Genomic DNA, 18,419 nt, shown 5'->3' on the forward strand with positions numbered 1-18,419 from the left:
TGACTCCGTTCTTCGATCCCGACGGGTCGCTAGGTTCCTGTGAATGCCCTTACAGCGTCGAGAGGGTGGGTCGGAGGCATCCGGGGCGGGTCGCAAGCCCTCTCTATCCAGACGAGAGAGAGTCATGGATTTTCGGCTGCTCGCTGCTGCTGCCACTCCTGATCCCGACTATAAGCCGCGCGAGCTTCCCGAAACCGAGCTTCGCCGTCGGTAATCGCTGCCTTCATCGACGGGGTGGTTGCACCGCGCAACCCGAGCAGGTTCAAGATACGAGCGCGTTCTTCGGACTGGTCCACCGAATATCGAGCTAGCAGAACTACACCTGCGATTCCGGTAATTGTTCCGATGGCCAAATTTAACTGTGAAGCCAGCAGAATGCCCAGAGCAATCATAGGAAAGGAAACTGCGAGTCGAACAAGTCGTTCCCCGCGCTCGCGATCAAGGTCGAGAAAGAGCTTCTCATCCAACACGCGTAGTGCATCGAGAGGGTCAGAGCCAAGCTCGGAGTGTAGAGCGGCCACCAAGTCCGAGTTCGTGCTTCTGTCCCCTTAGTACTCGATGTCGCGCAAGAGCATACCCTCCCTGTGTGCCGCTGCAGCGAAGGCTTCGGAAGTGATGCGCTGGATGACCGATCCTTCCGCGGAGGACTGGGGCGACGACTTCTCTCCAAGCGCGGCCACGGCGCGCCTGGTCTGAGGAGTGAATAATCTTCGAGCGAAACCCGCGCCACCAGAGTAGTAAGCGTGGCTCGATTCAGTCTGGTCGAAGATTCGCTGTTGACTACTTCGGCCACTCAATGAGGAGTCCTTTTTCTTGCTCATCTTCTTCAGGGCTGTCTCGGCTTGGAGTCGCTGAGTGGCGAGTTGTTTCCGCCGCGAACGCGCCCAGAACTGCCAAGCCAGAGTTTCCCGGACTCGCGAGCCGACTCGTCCGACAAAACCCGAGATCGGCTCGGATAATGCAAGAGCTGTTACGCCAACGAGGAACGCCACGACCGCCGCGACAACAGCTATGCCTGCAGCACCAATGGCACCAAACACCGCGTACGCCTGCGCGGCCCACCCCTCTGCCTCCCTCTGGCTTGGCAATTGGGGGGCCAGCAAAATCCAGATGAAGAGGCTCCAGAGAAAGCCAGCGAATATTGGTGGGCGGAGGCTCCGGAGGCCGGGCATTATGCCTTCAAAGAATGCCGCAAACATCGCTTGCCTCCTTGGGCCGTGCCTGCCTGAACCATACGTCAAGCCTGTTCCTCAGAGCATAGGCAATCCTTCGGAAAGACGTCGACCTGTCATCGCGCGTGACCGCCCTAAGTTGCGGACGAGGGGAAAAAAAATTGAGCTGCCCGGGTTCACGACGTAACGTCCTGGCTCGAACCCCTACATCGTGCTCACGGTCGCCCCTCTTGCGATCCTCGGGGAAGTGATGTGCCCGCGCTGAAAGGGGAGCATGGCCCATCGGCCTGCGTGAGCGGATCCGGTAGTTGCAGAAACATGGACCACGCCTGCTTTGCCGGCATTCGACATCAGATTCAGCTCCAGTGGTCGAGCGCCGAGGGCTTGGCTCGGGTGCGATCGCCCAGCGTTTCCGCCCCCTCGATCAGCGAATGCCAGCGCGAGTCAACCTGCGCCCTATCGGGGGGAGGCGGCCGGCGGAGCAACGCCGATTCCTACCGATAGCGTGTTCCTAGAATCCGTCAATTCGGAGCCCGGGGGGCCTGTCGTGAATAGTGACCTGTTTTGGATCATCGGTGTAGCGCTGGCTGTGGGGGCGGTGCTACTCATCCTGCTGATCGGATTCTTCATCTTCCGCGCCTGGTATCAGGTGCCGCAGGCGGACGAGGCGATCGTCATCGTCGGTAAGAAGCAGCGCGGCGAAGACGGACTGACGTCGAATATGACCGTCATCACCGGCGGTGGCGCATTCGTGAACAAGCTCACTCAGCGGTCGGATCGCATTTCGCTGCGTTCCCGGCAGATCAAGATGGAGCCCGTCGCGCAGACGAAGAACGGCGTGACCATTCACCTGGCCGGCGTTGCGCTCGTGAAGATCGGCTCGCTGCCCGACCAGGTCCGCGCGGCCGCGGAGCGCTTCGCCTCGCAGGATCAGGCGATCGACGTCTTCACCACTGAGCAGCTCGAGGGTGCGTTGCGTGGTGTGGTTGCGAAGTTGAACGTCGAAGAGGTCATGCAAGACCGCCAGAAGCTTGGTGACGAGATCGCGGAGGGCATCAAGGGCGATTTGCTCGCTCAGGGTCTCGTTCTCGACTCGTTCGCCATTCAGGGCGTCACCGACCGCAACGGATACATCGAGGCTCTGGGTGCGCAGGAGGTCGAGCGCGTCAAGCGCGAGGCCGAGGTGGCGCGCATCGAAGCGGCGCGCGAGGTGAAGGCGCGTCAGCTTTCGACGGAGGAAGCGAACCTCATCGAGCAGACTGCGTTCGACAAGAACACTGCGGCATCGAAGTCTGAGGTCGGCCGCGCCAACGCCGAGGCGGAGCAGGCGGAGAACCTCGCCCGAGCGGAGCGTGAGCAGGCCGTGCTCGTGCAGCGCGCTGAGAACCGTCAGGCCGAGCTCGACGCCGACGTCAAGCGCGTCGCCGACGCCGAAAAGTACCGCCGTCAGACCGAAGCAGATGCCGAGGCGTACGGGCGCCAGAAGAAGGCCGAGACCGACCGTCAGGTAGCGCAGCAGGAATCGGACGCCGAGGCCTACGCGGTGCAGCGACAGGCGGAGGCCCGGCAGGCGTCTGCCGCAGCAGAAGCCGCCGCCGTGCGAGCGCGTGCCGAGGCGGAGGCCGAGGCTCTGCGCGCGAAGTCCAGCGCCGAAGCCGAAGCTCTGCGCGCTCAGGCGAACGCCGAGGCGGAGGCCATCCGGGCAAAGGGTGAGGCGAGTGCCGCGGCCATCCAGGCGGAGGCGGAGGCCCTTCGCGAGAACCAGGAAGCCATCTTGGGTCGAGAGCTCATCGCGCAGCTTCCCGCGCTGATGGCGGAGTTCGCGAAGGGGTATCAGAACGTCGGCAACGTCACGCTCGTCGGAGGCGACACTGCGGGTACGCACATCGCACGCGAGCAGGCTGCGGGTCTGGCCGCGACGTTCGACAGCGTGAAGTCGGCGACAGGTGTCGACCTGGGTGCGATCCTGCAGGGGCAGGCGTTTGGGCGGGGTGTTGGGTCGTCACGCGCACCTTGGGAGGCGGAGTCGTCGGCTACCGCGGGAGAATAGCGACCGGGACCGCCCGCCCGGAACACTCGCGAACGATATTGCGTGATTGATGCCGGCCGGGCAGTCGGATCGACGGGCTCCCCTCGCAGGGCGGCCCGTCTAAGTACCATCAGAAGATGTCCGACGAGTCGCTGGCCGCAATCATCGCAAGCGTCTCCTCGTTGGTAGCCGCCCTTGCTTGGCCAATCGTCGTCCTCTTCCTCGTCATGCGCTTTCGTGGTCCACTTGCGGCTCTTACGCGCCCAGTCCTTCGAGGTGTTCAGGATCGTCTCGCCAGTGGTGGTGGTGGTGAGGCGTCCATTGCATTCGCGGGGGTCTCGTTCAGCGGGAAGATCGATGCGGCCTCCGTCCTGGTTGAGACAGCTGCCGCCCAGCCGGGTGTTGCGGGTGGGCGGGTAAGCGCGCAGGAGGCGCGCCGGGATCTTGCGGAAGTAATCCCGAATGCGATGGTCGCCGCAACCGTCGAAAGCTCCGCCATCCTTTGGGTGGATGACCGGCCCGAGAACAATCGGTTCGTGGCCGACGCTTTCCGCAAGCTGGGTGTCTCTGTCACGCTCGTCGTCAGCACTCGCCAAGCGATGGAACTCGTCGCCAACAACGCGTTCGATGTCGTCGTGTCCGACATGGGTCGCCAGGAGACGGGGCATTACAACGACCGCGCTGGTTACGAATTGCTTTCCCAGCTGAGGCGCAAGGGTTCGAACATTCCCTTCTTCATCTACGCCGGATCGAACCTCCGCGAACATAAAGAGGAGGCGACAAGAAGGGGGGCTCAGGGGTCCACGAATAGGCCGTCCGAGCTCATCAAGCTTGTGACTGCTGCATTAGCTCGCACGTCATAGGGCTCCTCGTCGTCCGTAGAACGAAAGCTCCAGCATGACCCAGCCCCTCCGCTACGCGATCAACACCACGCTCGACGGCTGCTGCCACCACGAAGCGGGCCTCCCGCCCGACCCCGAGTCCATGGCGTTCTGGACCGACGAGCTCCGCCGGTCCGACACCCTCCTCTACGGCCGCATCACCTACGAACTCATGGAGGGCGCGTGGCGCCGGCCCGACTCGAGGGAGTGGCCCGACTGGATGGACGACAGTGAGGTCGCGTTCTCGGAGGTGATGGATCCGATGCGGAAGGTCGTGGCATCCGGAACCCTCAACACAGTCGACTGGAACGCCGAACTTATCCGGGGCGACGTCGTCGACGCCGTCCGACGACTCAAAGAACAGCCAGGCCAAGGCATTGCGTTGGGAGGAGTCAAGCTCCCCGCGATGCTCGCGGCGCATGGGCTTATCGACGAGTACACGTTCGTCGTGCATCCGGTCGTCGCGGGGCGCGGACCACGCCTGCTCGATGGCATCCGGGATCAGATCCATCTCGAGCTCGTGGAGCAGCGGGCATTCCGTTCGGGCGCGGTCGTGCAGCGCTATCGACCCACCGCATAGAACAGGGCCCCGCGCGAACTGGTCGCGCGAGGCCCTGGCATCCGGAACTCAGTCCTGGAGGAACGGGTAGTCGGTGTATCCGGTCTCGCCGCCGCCGTAGACGGAGGCCTGGTCGACCTCGTTCTCGCCGGCGCCCTGCTCCCAGCGGGTGACGAGGTCGGGGTTGGCGATCGCGGGGCGACCGACGGCGACCAGGTCGGCGATGTTCTCGTCGACGGCGGTGACGGCCTCGTCGCGCGTGGTCATGCGCGAGAAGCCGGAGTTGACGATGAACGTGCCGCCGAAGGTGCGACGCAGGTCTTGGATCAGGTCGCTCGCGGGGTCGGCGTGCAGCACGCTCAGGTACGCAAGACCCAGGGGAGCGAGGTCCGACACGAGCGCCTCGTAGGTGGCGCGGGTCTCAGCCTCGTCCTTCTCCCACACGTCCTGAATGTTGTGGGCGGGTGAGATGCGGATGCCGACGCGATCGGCCCCGACCTCGGCGACGACGGCGCGCGCGACCTCGATGACGAAGCGGGCGCGGGCCTCGGGGGATCCGCCGTATCCGTCGGTGCGCTGGTTGGAGGCGGGGGAGAGGAACTCGTGGAGGAGGTATCCGTTCGCGGAGTGCAGCTCGACGCCGTCGAGGCCGGCATCGACCGCGCGGCGGGCGGCCTTCACGAACTCGTCGCGGACGGTGGCAAGCTCCTCCGTCTCGAGCGCGTGCGGCACGGGGTAGGCGACCTTCGTGCCATCGGCCAGACGCGTGTCGCCCTCGATGGCGATGGCGGAGGGAGCGACGATGCGGTCGGTTCCGGTGATGTCGGTGTGGGTGACGCGTCCACCGTTCATCAGCTGCATGAAGACGACGCCGCCCTCGGCGTGAACGGCGTCGGCCACCTTCGCCCAGCCCGCAGCCTGCTGCTCGGTCACGATGCCAGGCTGACCCGGGTACGCCCGCGACTCAGCGCTGGGGAACACACCCTCGGTCACGAGCAGACCGATGCCGGCGCGCTGCGCGTAGTACTTCGCCACGATGGGTCCGGGAACGCCGTCGACGCCGGAGCGCAGGCGGGTCATCGGGGCGAGCGACACACGGTTGCGGACGCCGACACTGCCGACGGTGGTGGGGCTGAAAAGGCTCACGAAGGGGGTCCTCTCGTTCGTTTATAGGCCGAGAGTTCGCAACGGCGGTGAAGGCGGGTCTATTCCGCGGCTCGCGGGGTCAGGGGAAGACCAGGAGGTCGCCCGGGTCGATGCGCGTCTCGCCCGGGATGACGGGTTCACCGTTCCGCGTCAGCTGGGCGGGATCGATCGCGAAGCGCTCGCCGATGGCGCCTAGGGAGTCTCCGGATGCCACCATGTACGACGCAATGCGGCTGGTGTCGGCGCCGGATACCACCGCGTACCCCTGGGCTCCGAGGCGTCGTCCGAGGTCGACGCCGTCGTCGGGCCTCGGCATGACGACGAACCTGGTCGGATCGTCGGGGTTGTAGTCATTCTTCGCGGGGTCGTAGTACTCCACGCCGGCCGGCAGCACGTCGCCGGGCTCTCCGATCAGAGCGCGGAAGTCGTTTGGACACCCCTCGGTGCCCTGGCAGCGGAAGCCCTCGGGATAGATGATCCACGGGCTGGAGTCCTTCGCCCAGGCGGGGAGCTCGGTGATCGGCGGAGTGGCGGTGGGGGTCGGTGCTGCGGAGGTCGGAGCCGCCTGTTCGACGAGGGGTGCCTCGGTTCGGGAGAAGCCCCAGATCGCGAGCGCGCACGCGCCCGCGACGGCGACCGCTGAGACGGCGAGGGTGATCTTCGCGGCGCGCTTCATGCGTTCAGACTCGCACAGCGGCATCCGGGATCAGAAGCAGGGCGGGCAGGACGGCGCGAGCGGTCGTGGGGTGTGCGCGAACGGTCTACTAGAGGGCGGGGAGCATCACGTCGGACAGATAGTCGCGCAGGCGTGGGACATCGCGCGTGAGGGTGCGCCACACGCGACGCGGGTCGAGGTCGTCGTACTGGTGCGCTGCGAAGTTACGCATATCGATCATCTGCCGCCATGGTTGCCCATCGAAGCGTTCGCGCACGGAGGCGGGGATCTTCACGACGGCCTCGCCGATGCGGATCAGCCCCATCTCCGCGGCCCACTGCGTCTGGATGTCGTCCAGGAAGTGCTGCTCGCCCCGCTCGACGATCTGCGCGATCACCTCGCACACCGAGATGACCCGCGCGGCGGCGTCGCGCGCCTTTCGATCGTCCGCGGTCACAGCGGGATCGCCTCGCGGAGGACTCTCTCGCCGAACTCTCCCCGCAGAGTGTCGGATGCCACGACGTCGACCTCGACGTGCAGAAGGTCGGTGAGGGCGAGACGCAGGCCGATCTCGTCCAGAAGACCGGCTTCGGGCGTGAAGTCGACGAGCACATCGACGTCGGACGACGTGGTCTCGTCGCCCCGAGCGACGGAGCCGAAGACGCGTGGAGACGCAGCGTGGAACTCGTCGACGAGGCGATGGATCTCGTCGCGGTGCCGGAAGAGCCGCTCATTGAGGGTGCCGACGAGGGCCTTGCGAATACGCTCGACGACCTCAGGACTGGGCTGTCGACGGCCGTTCTCGTAAGCGGAGATGTTCGGCTGTGGCACACGCGCAGCGCGGGCGAGCTCGGCTTGACTCATGCCCGCCGCCTGGCGCCCCGCCCGGATGTCCATGTGCCCAGTCTACCGAGGGGTTATCGCGGGCGATATATCTTCGCGGCTCGACGCCCTTCGGGCCCGCGCACCGCCATACGCTGGTGGCCCAGCCACACACCGGAGGACCGCGATGACCGAGAACCCGCTCGCCCACCGCCTCGACTACACGCTCGCCGAGCTCGACGACGGTGCCCTGTCGGCGTCGCCCTTCGCGCTGCTTCAGCAGTGGTTGACGGATGCCGCGGACCTGCCAGAACCGAACGCGATGGTCGTGTCGACGGTCGACGGCGAAGGGCGGCCCACCTCGCGCACCGTTCTGCTGCGCGGGGTCGACGATGACGGCGCGCTGTGGTTCTTCACCAACCGGGATTCGCGGAAGGGTCAGGCGCTGGCGGGAAATCCGGCGGTGTCGATCCTGTTCCCCTGGTACGCGCTGCAGCGTCAGGTGATCGTGCTCGGCACGGCCACACCGTTGTCGGCCGAGCGCGACGACGCGTACTTCGCCTCACGGCCGCGCGGATCGCAGCTGTCGGCCTGGGCGAGCCGCCAGTCGCAGCCGGTGGCATCCCGTGTCGAGCTCGAGGAGCAGATGGCGGAGGTGTCGGCGCGCTTCGCCGACGACGCGGTCGTGCCGCGTCCGCCGCACTGGGGCGGGTATCGGGTCGAGCCACGCGAGATCGAGTTCTGGCAGGGGCGTCCCTCGCGGCTGCACGACCGGATCGTGTTCACGCGGGATGAGGACGGCTGGGCGGGGATGCGGCGGCAGCCGTGAGGGCTTGGGCGCAGCGCTGCGGGTGAACATGCGAGCGCGGGGTCGCATTTCTGCCGATTCAGCGCGGAGCGCTACGGGGGCGGAGCGTAGCTTCGTGCTGTGGGCACGGTATGGATCGTCTATCGCGAAGATCGAGGTCTCGACGTACTTGGGGTGTTCGACGATCAGCTGGTGGCGACGAGGTACACGGAGTTTCTCGCGGACGGGGAGTATCTCGGGCAACGTATCTGGGTAGGCGGCTACCCGGTGCCGTATAGATCCACCGACGAATTAGAAGGCAGAAGCCGATGACCGAGACGAACCTCGCACCGCACCGCATCGATGCGCAGACCACGGTCTGCATCTCCGTGTCGGCCCGCCCGACGAGCATCGGCACGCGCTTCCACAACTACCTTTACGCCGAGCTCGGGCTGAACTTCGTCTACAAGGCGTTCCGCACGACCGACATCGCCGGCACCATCGCGGGGGTGCGAGCACTCGGCATCCGGGGATGCTCGGTCTCGATGCCCCACAAAGAGACGGTCATCCCGCTCGTCGACACCCTCGAGCCGTCGGCCGCGGCGATCGGCAGCGTCAACACCATCGTGAACGATGACGGCGTGCTGACCGCGTCGAACACCGACTACCTCGCGATCGACGAGCTCATCGCCGACCACAACGTCGACCTCACCCGTCCCGTGATCCTGCACGGCTCGGGAGGCATGGCGAAGGCCATCGCCGCGGTGCTGCACGCTCGCGGTGCCGACCAGGTCACCGTCCTATCGCGCAACGCCGACACCGGGACCGCTCTCGCCCGGCAGTACGGGTTCGCCGCGGCATCCGACCTGCCGGCTCCCGCGGAGGCGACGCTCATCAACGCGACGCCGATCGGGATGAACGGGCCGCACGCCGACGCCCTCGCCTTTCCGCTCGAGCACATCCGGGCGGCTCCCGTGGTGATGGATGTCGTCGCCTTCCCGGCTGAGACCCCGCTGCTGGCGGCGGCTCGCGAAGCCGGAGCCGAGGTGATCGGCGGCGACGCCGTCATCGCGCTGCAGGCGGCCCGGCAGTTCGTCGCGTATACGGGCGTCGTGCCGACGGCGGAGCAGGTCGCGCGGGCGGCGAAGTACTCGCGGGAGACCGTGGCGGCGGGGTGACGCGGGGGTCCGCGCGGCTCGCATCAGCCGCGGGGACACCCGACTGATGCGGGCGCGGCCAGGACGTTGTGCGCAAGGCGCCCGTGCGTGAGATGGTGCGCGCGTCAGGCGATCAGGGACAGCGGAAGGGGCATGGCCGTGCAGAGGATTCCGTATCTGGTGATTGGCGTGGGGGTCGTGCTTGCCGTGGCGAGCTGGCTGACGTGGAAGCCCTGCCTCGATGGTGATCTCGCCTCTTGCTACGACCTTCTCAACCAAAGGCCGTGGGAGCTTGCCCGTTCCGCAGCGTGGGCCGTCGCGTTGGTCACATGCGGGGTGGGGTTCATCCCTCGCTATGGCCGGGTCGGCGCTGCTGTCGGGCTTATGTCGACCATTCTTGCGGTGCCGATACTCGACCCGGGATTCCCCGTCGCCGGCCTGAACTCGGCAGACGGGAATCCCGGGGCCGGCATCATCTCCGGTCTCATCCTGATCGGCGGAGGCGCACTCTACGCGGCGCTGAGCGAAGTGGATCGCCGCAGGGCGGCTGGAGGGATGACACCTCTCGGAGTGCCGACGGCGTGACTCTCACAGGCACGACCCGTATGTGACATCGACGCGCATCGAAGCTCCACCGGGGCTGGGCGATGATCTCCCCGCACGTCCTCCCACGGCATCCGCCCCGCGCACAAGGGCCACCCCCGAAAGCCATCCGCGGCGCCCCGGCACGTAGATTCGATGCATCCGCATCCGCGGATCGCGAGCTGAGTCATCTGCGGGGAGACGACGACACCATGGCGAAGAAGAACGCCGACAGGCCCGACCTCGACGACAAGGCGTTCATCGAGGCGAGCTCCGCGGCCAAGTCGCGGTACGGCCGGTTCAACCTCGCGATCGTCGGCGCTTCGGGCGTGGGCAAGTCGTCGCTGGTCAACGCCGTGTTCGGGCGCGACTGGGCGAAGGTCGGGCGGGGTCTTCCGGTCACGCGCGGCGTGCACTTCTACAGCGATGATTCGCTCGGCATCTGGGACGTCGAGGGGTTCGAGATCGGCTCGCCGGTCCCGCCCGACCAGCAGCTGCGCAACCACCTCGACGCCATCGCCGCGCACCCCGGCGACCACCAGATCTCGGTCGTCTGGTACTGCGTGCGGGCCGCCGACGACAGGCTCACCCCCGCCGACATCGCGATGATCCGCGAGCTCGACGCGCGGGGGCTGCCGGTGATCCTCGTGCTGACGAAGGTCGACTGGATCAAGAACCCGATCACGGGGCACCAGGGCGTCGCGAAAGACCTGGAGGCGTTCGTCGACTGGCTGAACGACCCGGTCGATCCGAACACCGGCGAGCGGCTGCGCATCCCGTACCGGAAGGTCATCCTCACCTCCACCCGCGACAAGAACGGGAAGGGAAAGGGGCACGGCCTCGGTGACCTTGTCACGGAGACCCTCGAACTCGCGCCCGAGCGTGACAAGGACGCCTTTCGCATCGCACAGCGCCTCAACCTCCCGTGGAAGAGGGAGATGGCGCGGCCGATCATCGCCGCGGCGTCCGCAGCGGCCGCGGGAGCGGCGACGGTTCCGCTTCCTGTCTCTGATGCGATCACTCTGGCGCCGATTCAGCTCACGATGATGGGCCGCATCGCCGCGATCTACGACCTCGAGGTCAAGACGATGCTGTCGGCCGGCGCGCTCGCGCAGTTCGGCGTGCAGGTCGCGGGGCGGGCGCTCGCGACGAGCTTCCTCAAGCTCATCCCCGGCGCGGGGATCGTCGTGAACGCCGCGGTCGCCGGTGCCCTGACGGCGGCGACGGGCGAGAGCTGGCTGAAGATCTGCGAACTGCTGCACACCGGCAAGATCGACGTGCGCAAGCTCGATCAGGAGTGGGCCAAGTACGCCCCCAACTTCATGGACGTCGCGAAGAAGCTGCTCGAGCGGCGCGTCACGAAGCGCTGAGCCACACCCGCTGCGGCTGCCAGTCGGCGGTCCACGCGACGAGGTCGGCGCGCATCCCGGGCTCCAACAGTCCGCGCGTTACCTCGCCCAACGCGGCGGCGGGAACGGCCGTGGCCGCGCCCACGGCATCCGAAGCGCTCAGGCCCAGGTCGACGATGGCCGTACGGACCGCGCGATCGAGCGTGAGGGTGGAGCCGGCGATCGTGACGCCGTCGTCGAGCAGCGCGCGGCCCTCGGCCACCCGGACGTCGAGGTCACCCAGGCGGTAGTCGCCGTCGGCGTGGGCGGCGGCGGCCATGGCATCCGTGATCAACGCCACCCGCTGCGGCGCCGCGGTCAGCAGCAGGCGGGCGACCGCGGGATGCACGTGCACCCCGTCGAGGATCAGCTCGAGCGTCACGCGCTCGCTCTCGAGCGCGGCGGGCACGGGCCCGGGCAGACGGTGGCCGATCGCGGGCATGGCGTTCAGCGCGTGCGTGAGCAGGGTCGCCCCGCGGGCGATCGCCTCGCGCGTGAGGGCGTAATCGGCCTCGGTGTGCCCGAGGGCGACGCGGATGCCGCGCTCCGCGAAGAGCGTGATCGCGTCGAGCGCCCCGGGCAGTTCGGGGGCGAGCGTGACCTGGCGGATCAGGCCGGGTTCGGCGGACAGCACGAGGTCGACGAAGCGCTCGTCGGGCACGGCGAGGGCGGCGGGATCGTGCGCTCCGCGCCGCGCGGGCGAGAGGCAGGGCCCCTCGAGGTGAGCACCGAGGATGCCGGGGGCGGACCGGCGCGCGACCTCGACGCCGTCGAGCTGACGCCGCAGGACGTCGAGGGGGGACGAGACGAGGCTCACGAGCGTGGCCGTGGTGCCGTGGCGACGGTGAGCGGCGACGCCGGCCGCGATGGCATCCGCCCCGTCGTCGAAGGCGTGCCCGCCGCCGCCGTGCACGTGCAGGTCGATCAGGCCGGGGGTGAGCGTCGCGCCGTCGAGGTCGACGTGCTTATCGGCGTGCGGGGCCGGCCCGGAGCCCACGGCGGCGATCAGCCCGTCGCGCACCTGCACCCACGCGTCCGGCAGGTCACGCCGGGCGTCGACCACCCGGGCGCCGGTGAGCAGCAGGTCGGTGGTCATGCCGTGGCGATCTCGCGGTGATCCCAGGCGAAACGGTAGTAGTCGCGGTGCTCGAGCCGGGCGGCGGCGGCCTCGTCGACGATGACCACGGCCCGGCGGTGCAGCTGAATGGCGGATGCCGGGCACGACGAGGTCAGCGGACCCTCGACCGCCGCGGCGACGGCGGGGGCCTTCGTCTCGCCGAACGCGAGCAGCACGAGCACCCGCGCGTCGAGGATCGTGCCGATGCCCTGCGTGAGGCAGTGCGTGGGGACGTCCTCGATGCAGTCGAAGAACCGCGCGTTGTCGGCTCGGGTTGCGGGCGTGAGCGCCTTGAGGCGCGTGCGTGAGGCGAGCGAGGAGCCCGGCTCGTTGAAGCCGATGTGCCCGGTGCGGCCGATGCCGAGGATCTGCAGGTCGATCCCACCGGCGTCGGCGATCGCTGCCTCGTAGCGCTCGCCGGCCTCGGCCAGCGGACCCTCGTCGTCGCCCGGTACGCGCACGCGCTGAGGGTCGAGGCCGAGGGGCGCAACGATGTCGCGATCGACCACGGCGCGATAGCTCTCGGGGTATCCGGCGGGCAGGCCCACGTACTCATCGAGGGCGAAACCGCGCACGGCCGACAGATCGAGCGAGCGCTCGGCCAGCGCCGACCACACCGGCAGCGGGGTCGAGCCGGTCGCGAGGCCCAGCGTCGGCTCGTCGCGCGTGGCGAGCGCGGCGACGATGAGGTCGGCGGCGATGCGACCGGCCTCGGCCTGCGTCTTCACGATCGCGATCTCGGTCATGCGCGTGCCTCCTCTGCCGTCGGGGCGGTTCCGGATGCCGCGGGCTCAGCCAGGATGACAGGCGCGACCCACGAGCGGGTGACCTCGGCGCGCCCGGCGGCCCCGAATGCGAGCATCGCGGCCCCGATGCGGCCGGCGTGGGTGCCGAGGGCCGCGGTCTCGAGGCGCGGGACCGGACGCCACACGAGGGCGGCAGCGAGGCGCTCGCGCAGGGGCTCGACGAACGCGGCCCCGGCCTGCGCGACGCCGCCGCCGAGCACGATCACCTCGGGATCGACGAGCAGCGTGAGGGTCGCCAGGCCCGTCGCGAGGGCGTCCAGGCCCTCGGCCCAGACGCGCGCGGCGATCGGGTCGGTGTCGATGCGGGCGATGATGGCAGCGGCATCCGGAGTCTCGATGAGCATGTCGTCGCCCACCTCGGCGCTTGCGGCGGCGTAGCGACGGGCGAGGCCGGCGCCCGAGAAGTAGACCTCGAGACATCCGCGCTGGCCGCACGTGCAGAGCTCGCCGCCGGGGACGACCGGGATGTGGCCCAGTTCGCCGGCTCCCGCGATGGCTCCCTCGAGGGCGCGCCCGTCAGAGGTGATCGCGGCAGCGACGCCCGTGCCGATCGCGGCGAACACGACGTCGCGCGAGCCCGCGGCAGCGCCGAACGCCGACTCGGCCGCTCCCGCCGCGCGCACGTCGTGGTCGACGGCGACGGGAATGGCGACGGCGTCGGACAGGATCCGCGCGAGGGGCACGTCTTTCCAGCCAAGGCTCGAGGCGTAGTGCACGGTGCCGGTGGCGGCGTCGATGAGACCCGGGCTCAGGACGCCCGCCCCCACGACCGCGCGGCCCTCGGCCGAAGCGGCGGCGACGAGCTCGCGCAGCAGGTCGGCGATGCGGTCGACGGTCTCGGAGCCCGAGCCCGTCGCGACAGCGGAGCTGTGCAGCACCCGCCCGTCGACGTCGACCAGCGCGCCCTTGGCCGAGGTGCCGCCGATGTCGACGGCGATCGCGGCGGTCCGGGGCGTCGCTGCGGGGGTCGACACGGCGCGGACGGTGTCGCGGATCAGCGACTCGTCGGTCTCGAGGAATCCGCGGTCGGTCGCGACCTGCGCGCGCAGGTGCACCTCGCGGGCGCCCGTACTCTCGAGCAGCGCCGCGACGTTGTGGGCACGCACCGAGCCGCCGGCGAGCACCGTCGGCATCCGCGACCCTTCCGACCGGGCACGCAGGGCGGCGAGCACGTCGGCGCCCTCGCGAGCGGTCGCCGCTCCGCCCGAGGTGAGTACGCGCTCAACGCCGTGGTGGGCGAGCGTCTCGTACGCCTCGAACAGGTCGACGGTCTCGTCGAAGGCCTTGTGGAACGTGATCGGCACATCGCCCGCGTCGGCCCGGATCGCGTCGAGGGCCCGCTCGTCGATGCGTCCGTCGGCGGTCAGGGCTCCGAACACGATGCCCACCCGCACGTCGGTCGCCGCGGCCAGGGCGGCGATCGCGCGGGCATCGGCCCGCATCACGCGCAGCTCGTCGGCCGAGTAGACGAAGTCACCGCCGCGCGAGCGCACCATGATCTGCACGCCGATGCGGGTGACCGACGCCAGTACGAGCTGGATCAGCCCCATGCTGGGGGTCGTCCCACCCTCGAGCAGGTCGGCGCACACCTCGACGCGGTCGGCCCCGGCCCGCTCGGCGGCGAGCACGCCGGCCAGGTCGTCGACGCAGATCTCCACGAGCGCGCGGGCGCTCGCCGCGGTGTTTTCGTCGACGGATGCCGGGTCTGCGGCGGTCGTCACGGCGCGGCGCTCGCTGCCGAGGCGTCGAGCCACGCGCGCACGTCGCCACCGACCTCGATCGAGCCGACGGGAACACCGCCGCCGAGGATCGGCAGGTCGACCAGATCGCCCGCGTTCGAGATGTCGGCGCCGAGCGCCTTGAGCACCGTGAGCGCGACGAGCGTGGTGGCGCGCGGGTTGCCGTCGAGGATCTTCATCGACACGGACGCGCCGTCGGCGGTCGCCATGCCGATGACGCCCTCGGCGCCGCCCTTCGACAGCAGACCCGGAACCCGCAGCATCGCGTCGGTGTTGGCGTGATGATCGCCACCGACGAAACGGGGGTGGGAGCGCATGGCATCCGCCACCCGCCTTTCCGGCGTGCCGGGCTCGGCCGTGACCAGGGCGCGGAAGATGCGGGCGATGCCCAGGGGCGAGACGCTGAACAGGGGAGCGCCGCAGCCGTCGACCGCGTCGTGCGCGACCGGCTCGCCCGACAGGCGCTCGAGCGTCGTGCGCACCAGCTGCTGCAGGGGGTGGGCGGGGTCGAGGTAGGTCGCAGTGTCCCACCCGTTGACCGCGCAGGCCAGCAGCATCGCGGCGTGCTTGCCCGAGCAGTTCATGCGCACGCGGGAGCGCTGCTCGCCGTCGCGGATCAGACGCTCGCGCGTCGGCTCGTCTTCGGGCCAGTCGACCGGGCAGCCGAGCGCCGCGTCGTCGAGTCCCGCGCGCGTGAGCATCTCGCGCACCACCTCGACGTGCACGTCTTCGCCGGTGTGGCTGCCCGCGGCGATCGCGAGCTCGGCGCCGTCGATGTCGGCCCCGGCGACCAGGCAGGCGAGGGCCTGCACCGGCTTGACCGTGGAGCGCGGCAGGATCTGCTCGCCGCTGCCGGTCTGCCACGCGACGGAGCCGTCGGCGGCCAGGGCCGCGATCGAGCCGAGGTGACGGCTCTCGACGACACCCGAACGGATGACGACGGCCAGGTCGGCCAGCGGGGAGGGAACGGGGGGAAGGGAGGTCATGGGTGGTTCTTTCGATGCCGTGGGGAGGGCGGGATCAGCGGTCGACGGGTGCGTTCGGCGTCGTCAGGCCCGCGGGGGCGACCTTGGCGGGAGCCGCGAGGCTGCGCCGACCGGGGCGCTTCTGCAGGCGGGCCGCGAGACCCGACAGGCTGCCGTTGAGGGCGAGGAAGATCGCGGTCACGACCACGAACGTCTGGATGAGCAGGCCGTTGAAGGTCGACAGCACCTGACCGCGGTAGAGCAACTCGGTGAAGGCCACGATGTAGCCGAGCGAGGTGTCCTTCAGCAGGCTCACCAGCTGCACGACCAACGAGGGGGCGACGAAACGCAACGCCTGCGGCAGCACGACCTTGCGGTCGACCTGCCAGCGGGTCATGCCGAGGCTGAGGCCGGCCTCGGCCTGGCCGCGGGGGAGGGCCAGGACACCGGCACGGATGATCTCGGCGAACGCGGCCGCGTTGGCGATCGTCAGGGGGATGACGAGCTTCCACAGCACCGGGAAGTTCAGTCCGAGCTGGGGCAGGCCGAAGAGCATGAGGTAGATCAGCAGCAGCACGGGGACCGTGCGGGCGATCTCGATGTAGGCGGTGCAGAACCAGCTGACCCAGCCGACACGGCTGAGGCGGCCGAGCGCGAGCAGCAGACCCAGCACGAAGCCGAGCACCGCCGTGAGGGCCGCAGCCTGCAGCGTGCCGAGCAGGCCGACGCCGAGGTACTCCCAGATGGCGATGTCGAGGAACGGCGCCCACCGGTCGCCGTCGAGCTGCCCCTTCGAGGCGAACTGCATCAGCGCGAGTACGATCAGGCCCACGATGACGAGGGCGCTGACGATCGACCAGATCAGGATGCGGCGCCGCGTGCGCGGCCCGGGCTCGTCGTAGAGCGAGAGGGTGGCGGTCATCGGCGGATCCTCAACTTCTTCTCGAGACGGCCGGCGGAGAGGCCGATCGCGAGGGCGAGCACCATGTAGATCAGACCCGCCGCGGTGAAGATCAGAATGGGCTGGGCCTCGACGAGATTGAGCTTGTTGGCGGCGCTGGTCAGCTCGACCACGCCGACGGCCGCGGCGAGGGCGGTGTTCATGGTGAGGGCGATCATCACGTTGCCGATCGGCTGGATCGCCGCTCGGAGCGACTGGGGGATCACCAGCACGCGCAGCGTCTGTCCGAGCGAGAAGCCCAGCGCGCGGCTGGCCTCGATCTCGCCCCGGCTCACGGTGTTGACACCGCTGCGCACGGCCTCGGCGACGTACGCGGCTTCGTACAGCGTGAGCACGATGATCGCCGTCGGCGTCAGGGGCAGCAGGAACCCGGCATCCGGAAGCGCGAACACCGCGAGCACCAGCAACACCAGCAGGGGGACGTTGACGAAGAACTGCACGTAGGCGAACGCGGCCCACCGCAGCACCGGCACGGGGCTGATGCGCGCCGCCGTGATGAGCGTGCCGAGCAGGATCGACCCGATGCCCGCCGTGACGGCGAGCAGGATCGTCGTTCCGAGCGCTTGCGCGATCGGCCCGGCGCTGGTGGCGAAGAAGTCCATGGGGTCCTCGGGTCAGCGGAACAACGAGAAGGAGACCGGCGCCCGCCATGTGCGGGACGGGCGCCGGTCGGTCAGCGGCTCAGGAGCCGGGGACGCTGCCGATCGCGGGGGGAGTCGGAGCGCTCGACTCGACGGCCTCGCCGAGCGTGGCCTCCCAGATCTTGGCCCACGAACCGTCGTCCTGGATCGTGGTCAGCCAGTCGTTGATGAACGACTTGAACTGCGCGTCGTCCTTCTTCAGACCGATGCCGTAGGCCTCGGTGGTGAAGGGCTGGCCGACGACCTTGATGCTCTTGTCGTCGATCGCGTGGCTGGCCAGCAGCGTGAAGTCCTGCACGTACGCGTCGCCGCGGCCCTGCTGCAGCGCCTGGAGAGCCTGCGGGTCGGTGGCGAAGCTCACGATGTTCGCGGTCGGCTGCTTCTCGGGCACGGCCGTGACGGCGGGGGTGTTCGCGCCGACGATGACGGTCTTGCCGCCGAGGTCGTCGATGCCGTTGATGTCGGTGTTGTCGCTGCGCACGGCGACGGCCAGACCCGACTCGAGGTAGGGGCCTGCGAAGTCGACCTGCTCGGCGCGCTGCTCGGTGATCGTGTAGGTGTTGAACACGACGTCGACGGTGCCGTTGGCCAGGAGGGCCTCACGCGTCTCGGAGGCCGGCGGCACGATCTCGACGCTGGGCTTACCGAGGATGTAGATCGCGAGCATCTTCGCCAGGTCGGCGTCGAAGCCCTCGACGTCGTCGGGGTTGGTCGGGTCCTGCTGCGACAGCAGCGGAGCGTCGAGCGCCTCGGCGACGATGAGCTTTCCGCGCTCCTTGATCTTCGCCATGGTCGAGTCAGGGATGAGGGCCGCGGCGTCGGCGACGGGCGCGTTCGAGTAGACCTCGTCGAGGCTGCTCGCGTTGGCCGAGGCGCTCGGGTCGGAGCCGGGGACGGCCGCGGTGCCGGACGAGCACGCGGCAAGGGATGCGACCGTGGCCGCGGACGCCAAGAGGACGAGGCCTCGGCGAAGGATCGAGCGAGAGGAGATCACGGGTACTGCCTTTCGTTT

The 18,419-nt window shown here is 68.9% G+C and carries 20 protein-coding genes; 7 read left to right on the plus strand and 13 right to left on the minus strand.

Going from position 1 to position 18,419, the window contains the following annotated elements:
* Positions 1-122: 122 nt before the first annotated feature.
* Positions 123-470, minus strand: a complete 348-nt coding sequence (locus tag M3667_RS14465; protein WP_251509028.1) for a hypothetical protein — start codon at positions 468-470, stop codon at positions 123-125.
* A 78-nt stretch (positions 471-548) separates the two neighbouring features.
* Positions 549-1,199, minus strand: a complete 651-nt coding sequence (locus tag M3667_RS14470) for a hypothetical protein (RefSeq protein ID WP_251509029.1) — start codon at positions 1,197-1,199, stop codon at positions 549-551.
* 307 nt (positions 1,200-1,506) lie between these two features.
* Between M3667_RS14470 and M3667_RS14475 the strand changes: the two genes are divergently transcribed.
* From M3667_RS14475 to M3667_RS14485, 3 genes are all read left to right on the plus strand, one after another.
* Positions 1,507-3,222 carry a flotillin family protein gene (locus M3667_RS14475; protein ID WP_251509030.1) on the plus strand — a complete coding sequence of 572 codons (1,716 nt, stop codon included), beginning with the start codon at positions 1,507-1,509 and terminating at the stop codon, positions 3,220-3,222.
* 116 nt (positions 3,223-3,338) lie between these two features.
* Positions 3,339-4,064: a response regulator gene (locus tag M3667_RS14480; RefSeq protein ID WP_251509031.1), complete on the plus strand. Its 726-nt coding sequence runs from the start codon at positions 3,339-3,341 to the stop codon at positions 4,062-4,064.
* A gap of 34 nt (positions 4,065-4,098) precedes the next feature.
* On the plus strand, positions 4,099-4,662 hold the full coding sequence (locus M3667_RS14485; RefSeq protein ID WP_251509032.1) for a dihydrofolate reductase family protein: 564 nt from the start codon (positions 4,099-4,101) through the stop codon (positions 4,660-4,662).
* Between the two features lie 48 nt (positions 4,663-4,710).
* Here the strand turns inward: M3667_RS14485 and M3667_RS14490 are convergent, their stop codons facing one another.
* The 4 genes from M3667_RS14490 to M3667_RS14505 all read right to left on the minus strand — a co-directional run bounded on the left by M3667_RS14490 (position 4,711) and on the right by M3667_RS14505 (position 7,339).
* Positions 4,711-5,787: an alkene reductase gene (locus M3667_RS14490; protein WP_251509033.1), complete on the minus strand. Its 1,077-nt coding sequence runs from the start codon at positions 5,785-5,787 to the stop codon at positions 4,711-4,713.
* A gap of 79 nt (positions 5,788-5,866) precedes the next feature.
* On the minus strand, positions 5,867-6,463 hold the full coding sequence (locus M3667_RS14495; protein ID WP_251509034.1) for a LysM peptidoglycan-binding domain-containing protein: 597 nt from the start codon (positions 6,461-6,463) through the stop codon (positions 5,867-5,869).
* A gap of 88 nt (positions 6,464-6,551) precedes the next feature.
* Positions 6,552-6,899, minus strand: coding sequence for a HepT-like ribonuclease domain-containing protein (locus tag M3667_RS14500; protein ID WP_251509035.1), 348 nt, complete (start codon positions 6,897-6,899; stop codon positions 6,552-6,554).
* Positions 6,896-7,339: a helix-turn-helix domain-containing protein gene (locus M3667_RS14505; RefSeq protein WP_251509036.1), complete on the minus strand. Its 444-nt coding sequence runs from the start codon at positions 7,337-7,339 to the stop codon at positions 6,896-6,898. The genes M3667_RS14500 and M3667_RS14505 overlap by 4 nt, the downstream gene beginning before the upstream one ends.
* Before the next feature lie 112 nt (positions 7,340-7,451).
* On the opposite strand from M3667_RS14505, the gene pdxH reads away from it, so the two are divergent.
* From pdxH to M3667_RS14525, 4 genes are all read left to right on the plus strand, one after another.
* Positions 7,452-8,093: a pyridoxamine 5'-phosphate oxidase gene (gene pdxH / locus M3667_RS14510; RefSeq protein ID WP_251509037.1), complete on the plus strand. Its 642-nt coding sequence runs from the start codon at positions 7,452-7,454 to the stop codon at positions 8,091-8,093.
* A gap of 287 nt (positions 8,094-8,380) precedes the next feature.
* Complete coding sequence (locus M3667_RS14515; protein WP_251509038.1) at positions 8,381-9,229, plus strand: shikimate 5-dehydrogenase; 849 nt, start codon at positions 8,381-8,383, stop codon at positions 9,227-9,229.
* 132 nt (positions 9,230-9,361) lie between these two features.
* Complete coding sequence (locus M3667_RS14520; protein WP_251509039.1) at positions 9,362-9,793, plus strand: hypothetical protein; 432 nt, start codon at positions 9,362-9,364, stop codon at positions 9,791-9,793.
* Positions 9,794-10,002: 209 nt separating this feature from the next.
* Entirely contained in the window at positions 10,003-11,160 is a 1,158-nt protein-coding gene (locus M3667_RS14525; protein WP_251509040.1) for a GTPase family protein, read from the plus strand.
* Here M3667_RS14525 and nagA read toward each other — a convergent pair.
* The 7 genes from nagA to M3667_RS14560 form a co-directional block, all read right to left on the minus strand.
* Positions 11,147-12,274, minus strand: a complete 1,128-nt coding sequence (nagA, locus tag M3667_RS14530) for an N-acetylglucosamine-6-phosphate deacetylase (protein WP_251509041.1) — start codon at positions 12,272-12,274, stop codon at positions 11,147-11,149. The genes M3667_RS14525 and nagA overlap by 14 nt on opposite strands.
* A complete protein-coding gene (locus M3667_RS14535; protein WP_251509042.1) occupies positions 12,271-13,041 on the minus strand; it encodes a glucosamine-6-phosphate deaminase in 771 nt (256 codons plus the stop codon). Before M3667_RS14535 ends, nagA begins: the two co-directional genes overlap by 4 nt.
* The gene (locus M3667_RS17080) at positions 13,038-14,855 is read right to left on the minus strand and encodes a copper homeostasis protein CutC (protein ID WP_251509043.1); all 1,818 of its coding nucleotides are present in this window, start codon (positions 14,853-14,855) and stop codon (positions 13,038-13,040) included. Before M3667_RS17080 ends, M3667_RS14535 begins: the two co-directional genes overlap by 4 nt.
* Complete coding sequence (locus M3667_RS14545) at positions 14,819-15,826, minus strand: asparaginase (RefSeq protein ID WP_251509044.1); 1,008 nt, start codon at positions 15,824-15,826, stop codon at positions 14,819-14,821. The genes M3667_RS17080 and M3667_RS14545 overlap by 37 nt, the downstream gene beginning before the upstream one ends.
* 34 nt (positions 15,827-15,860) lie before the next feature.
* Positions 15,861-16,727, minus strand: coding sequence for an amino acid ABC transporter permease (locus M3667_RS14550; RefSeq protein WP_251509046.1), 867 nt, complete (start codon positions 16,725-16,727; stop codon positions 15,861-15,863).
* A complete protein-coding gene (locus M3667_RS14555; RefSeq protein WP_251509047.1) occupies positions 16,724-17,368 on the minus strand; it encodes an amino acid ABC transporter permease in 645 nt (214 codons plus the stop codon). Before M3667_RS14555 ends, M3667_RS14550 begins: the two co-directional genes overlap by 4 nt.
* Positions 17,369-17,447: 79 nt before the next feature.
* Positions 17,448-18,401 (minus strand): glutamate ABC transporter substrate-binding protein, encoded by a 954-nt coding sequence (locus M3667_RS14560; protein ID WP_251509048.1) that lies wholly within the window; start codon positions 18,399-18,401, stop codon positions 17,448-17,450.
* Positions 18,402-18,419 lie beyond the last annotated feature (18 nt).

Source organism: Microbacterium sp. P26 (assembly GCF_023712585.1).
GTDB classification, from domain to species: domain Bacteria; phylum Actinomycetota; class Actinomycetes; order Actinomycetales; family Microbacteriaceae; genus Microbacterium; species Microbacterium algihabitans_A.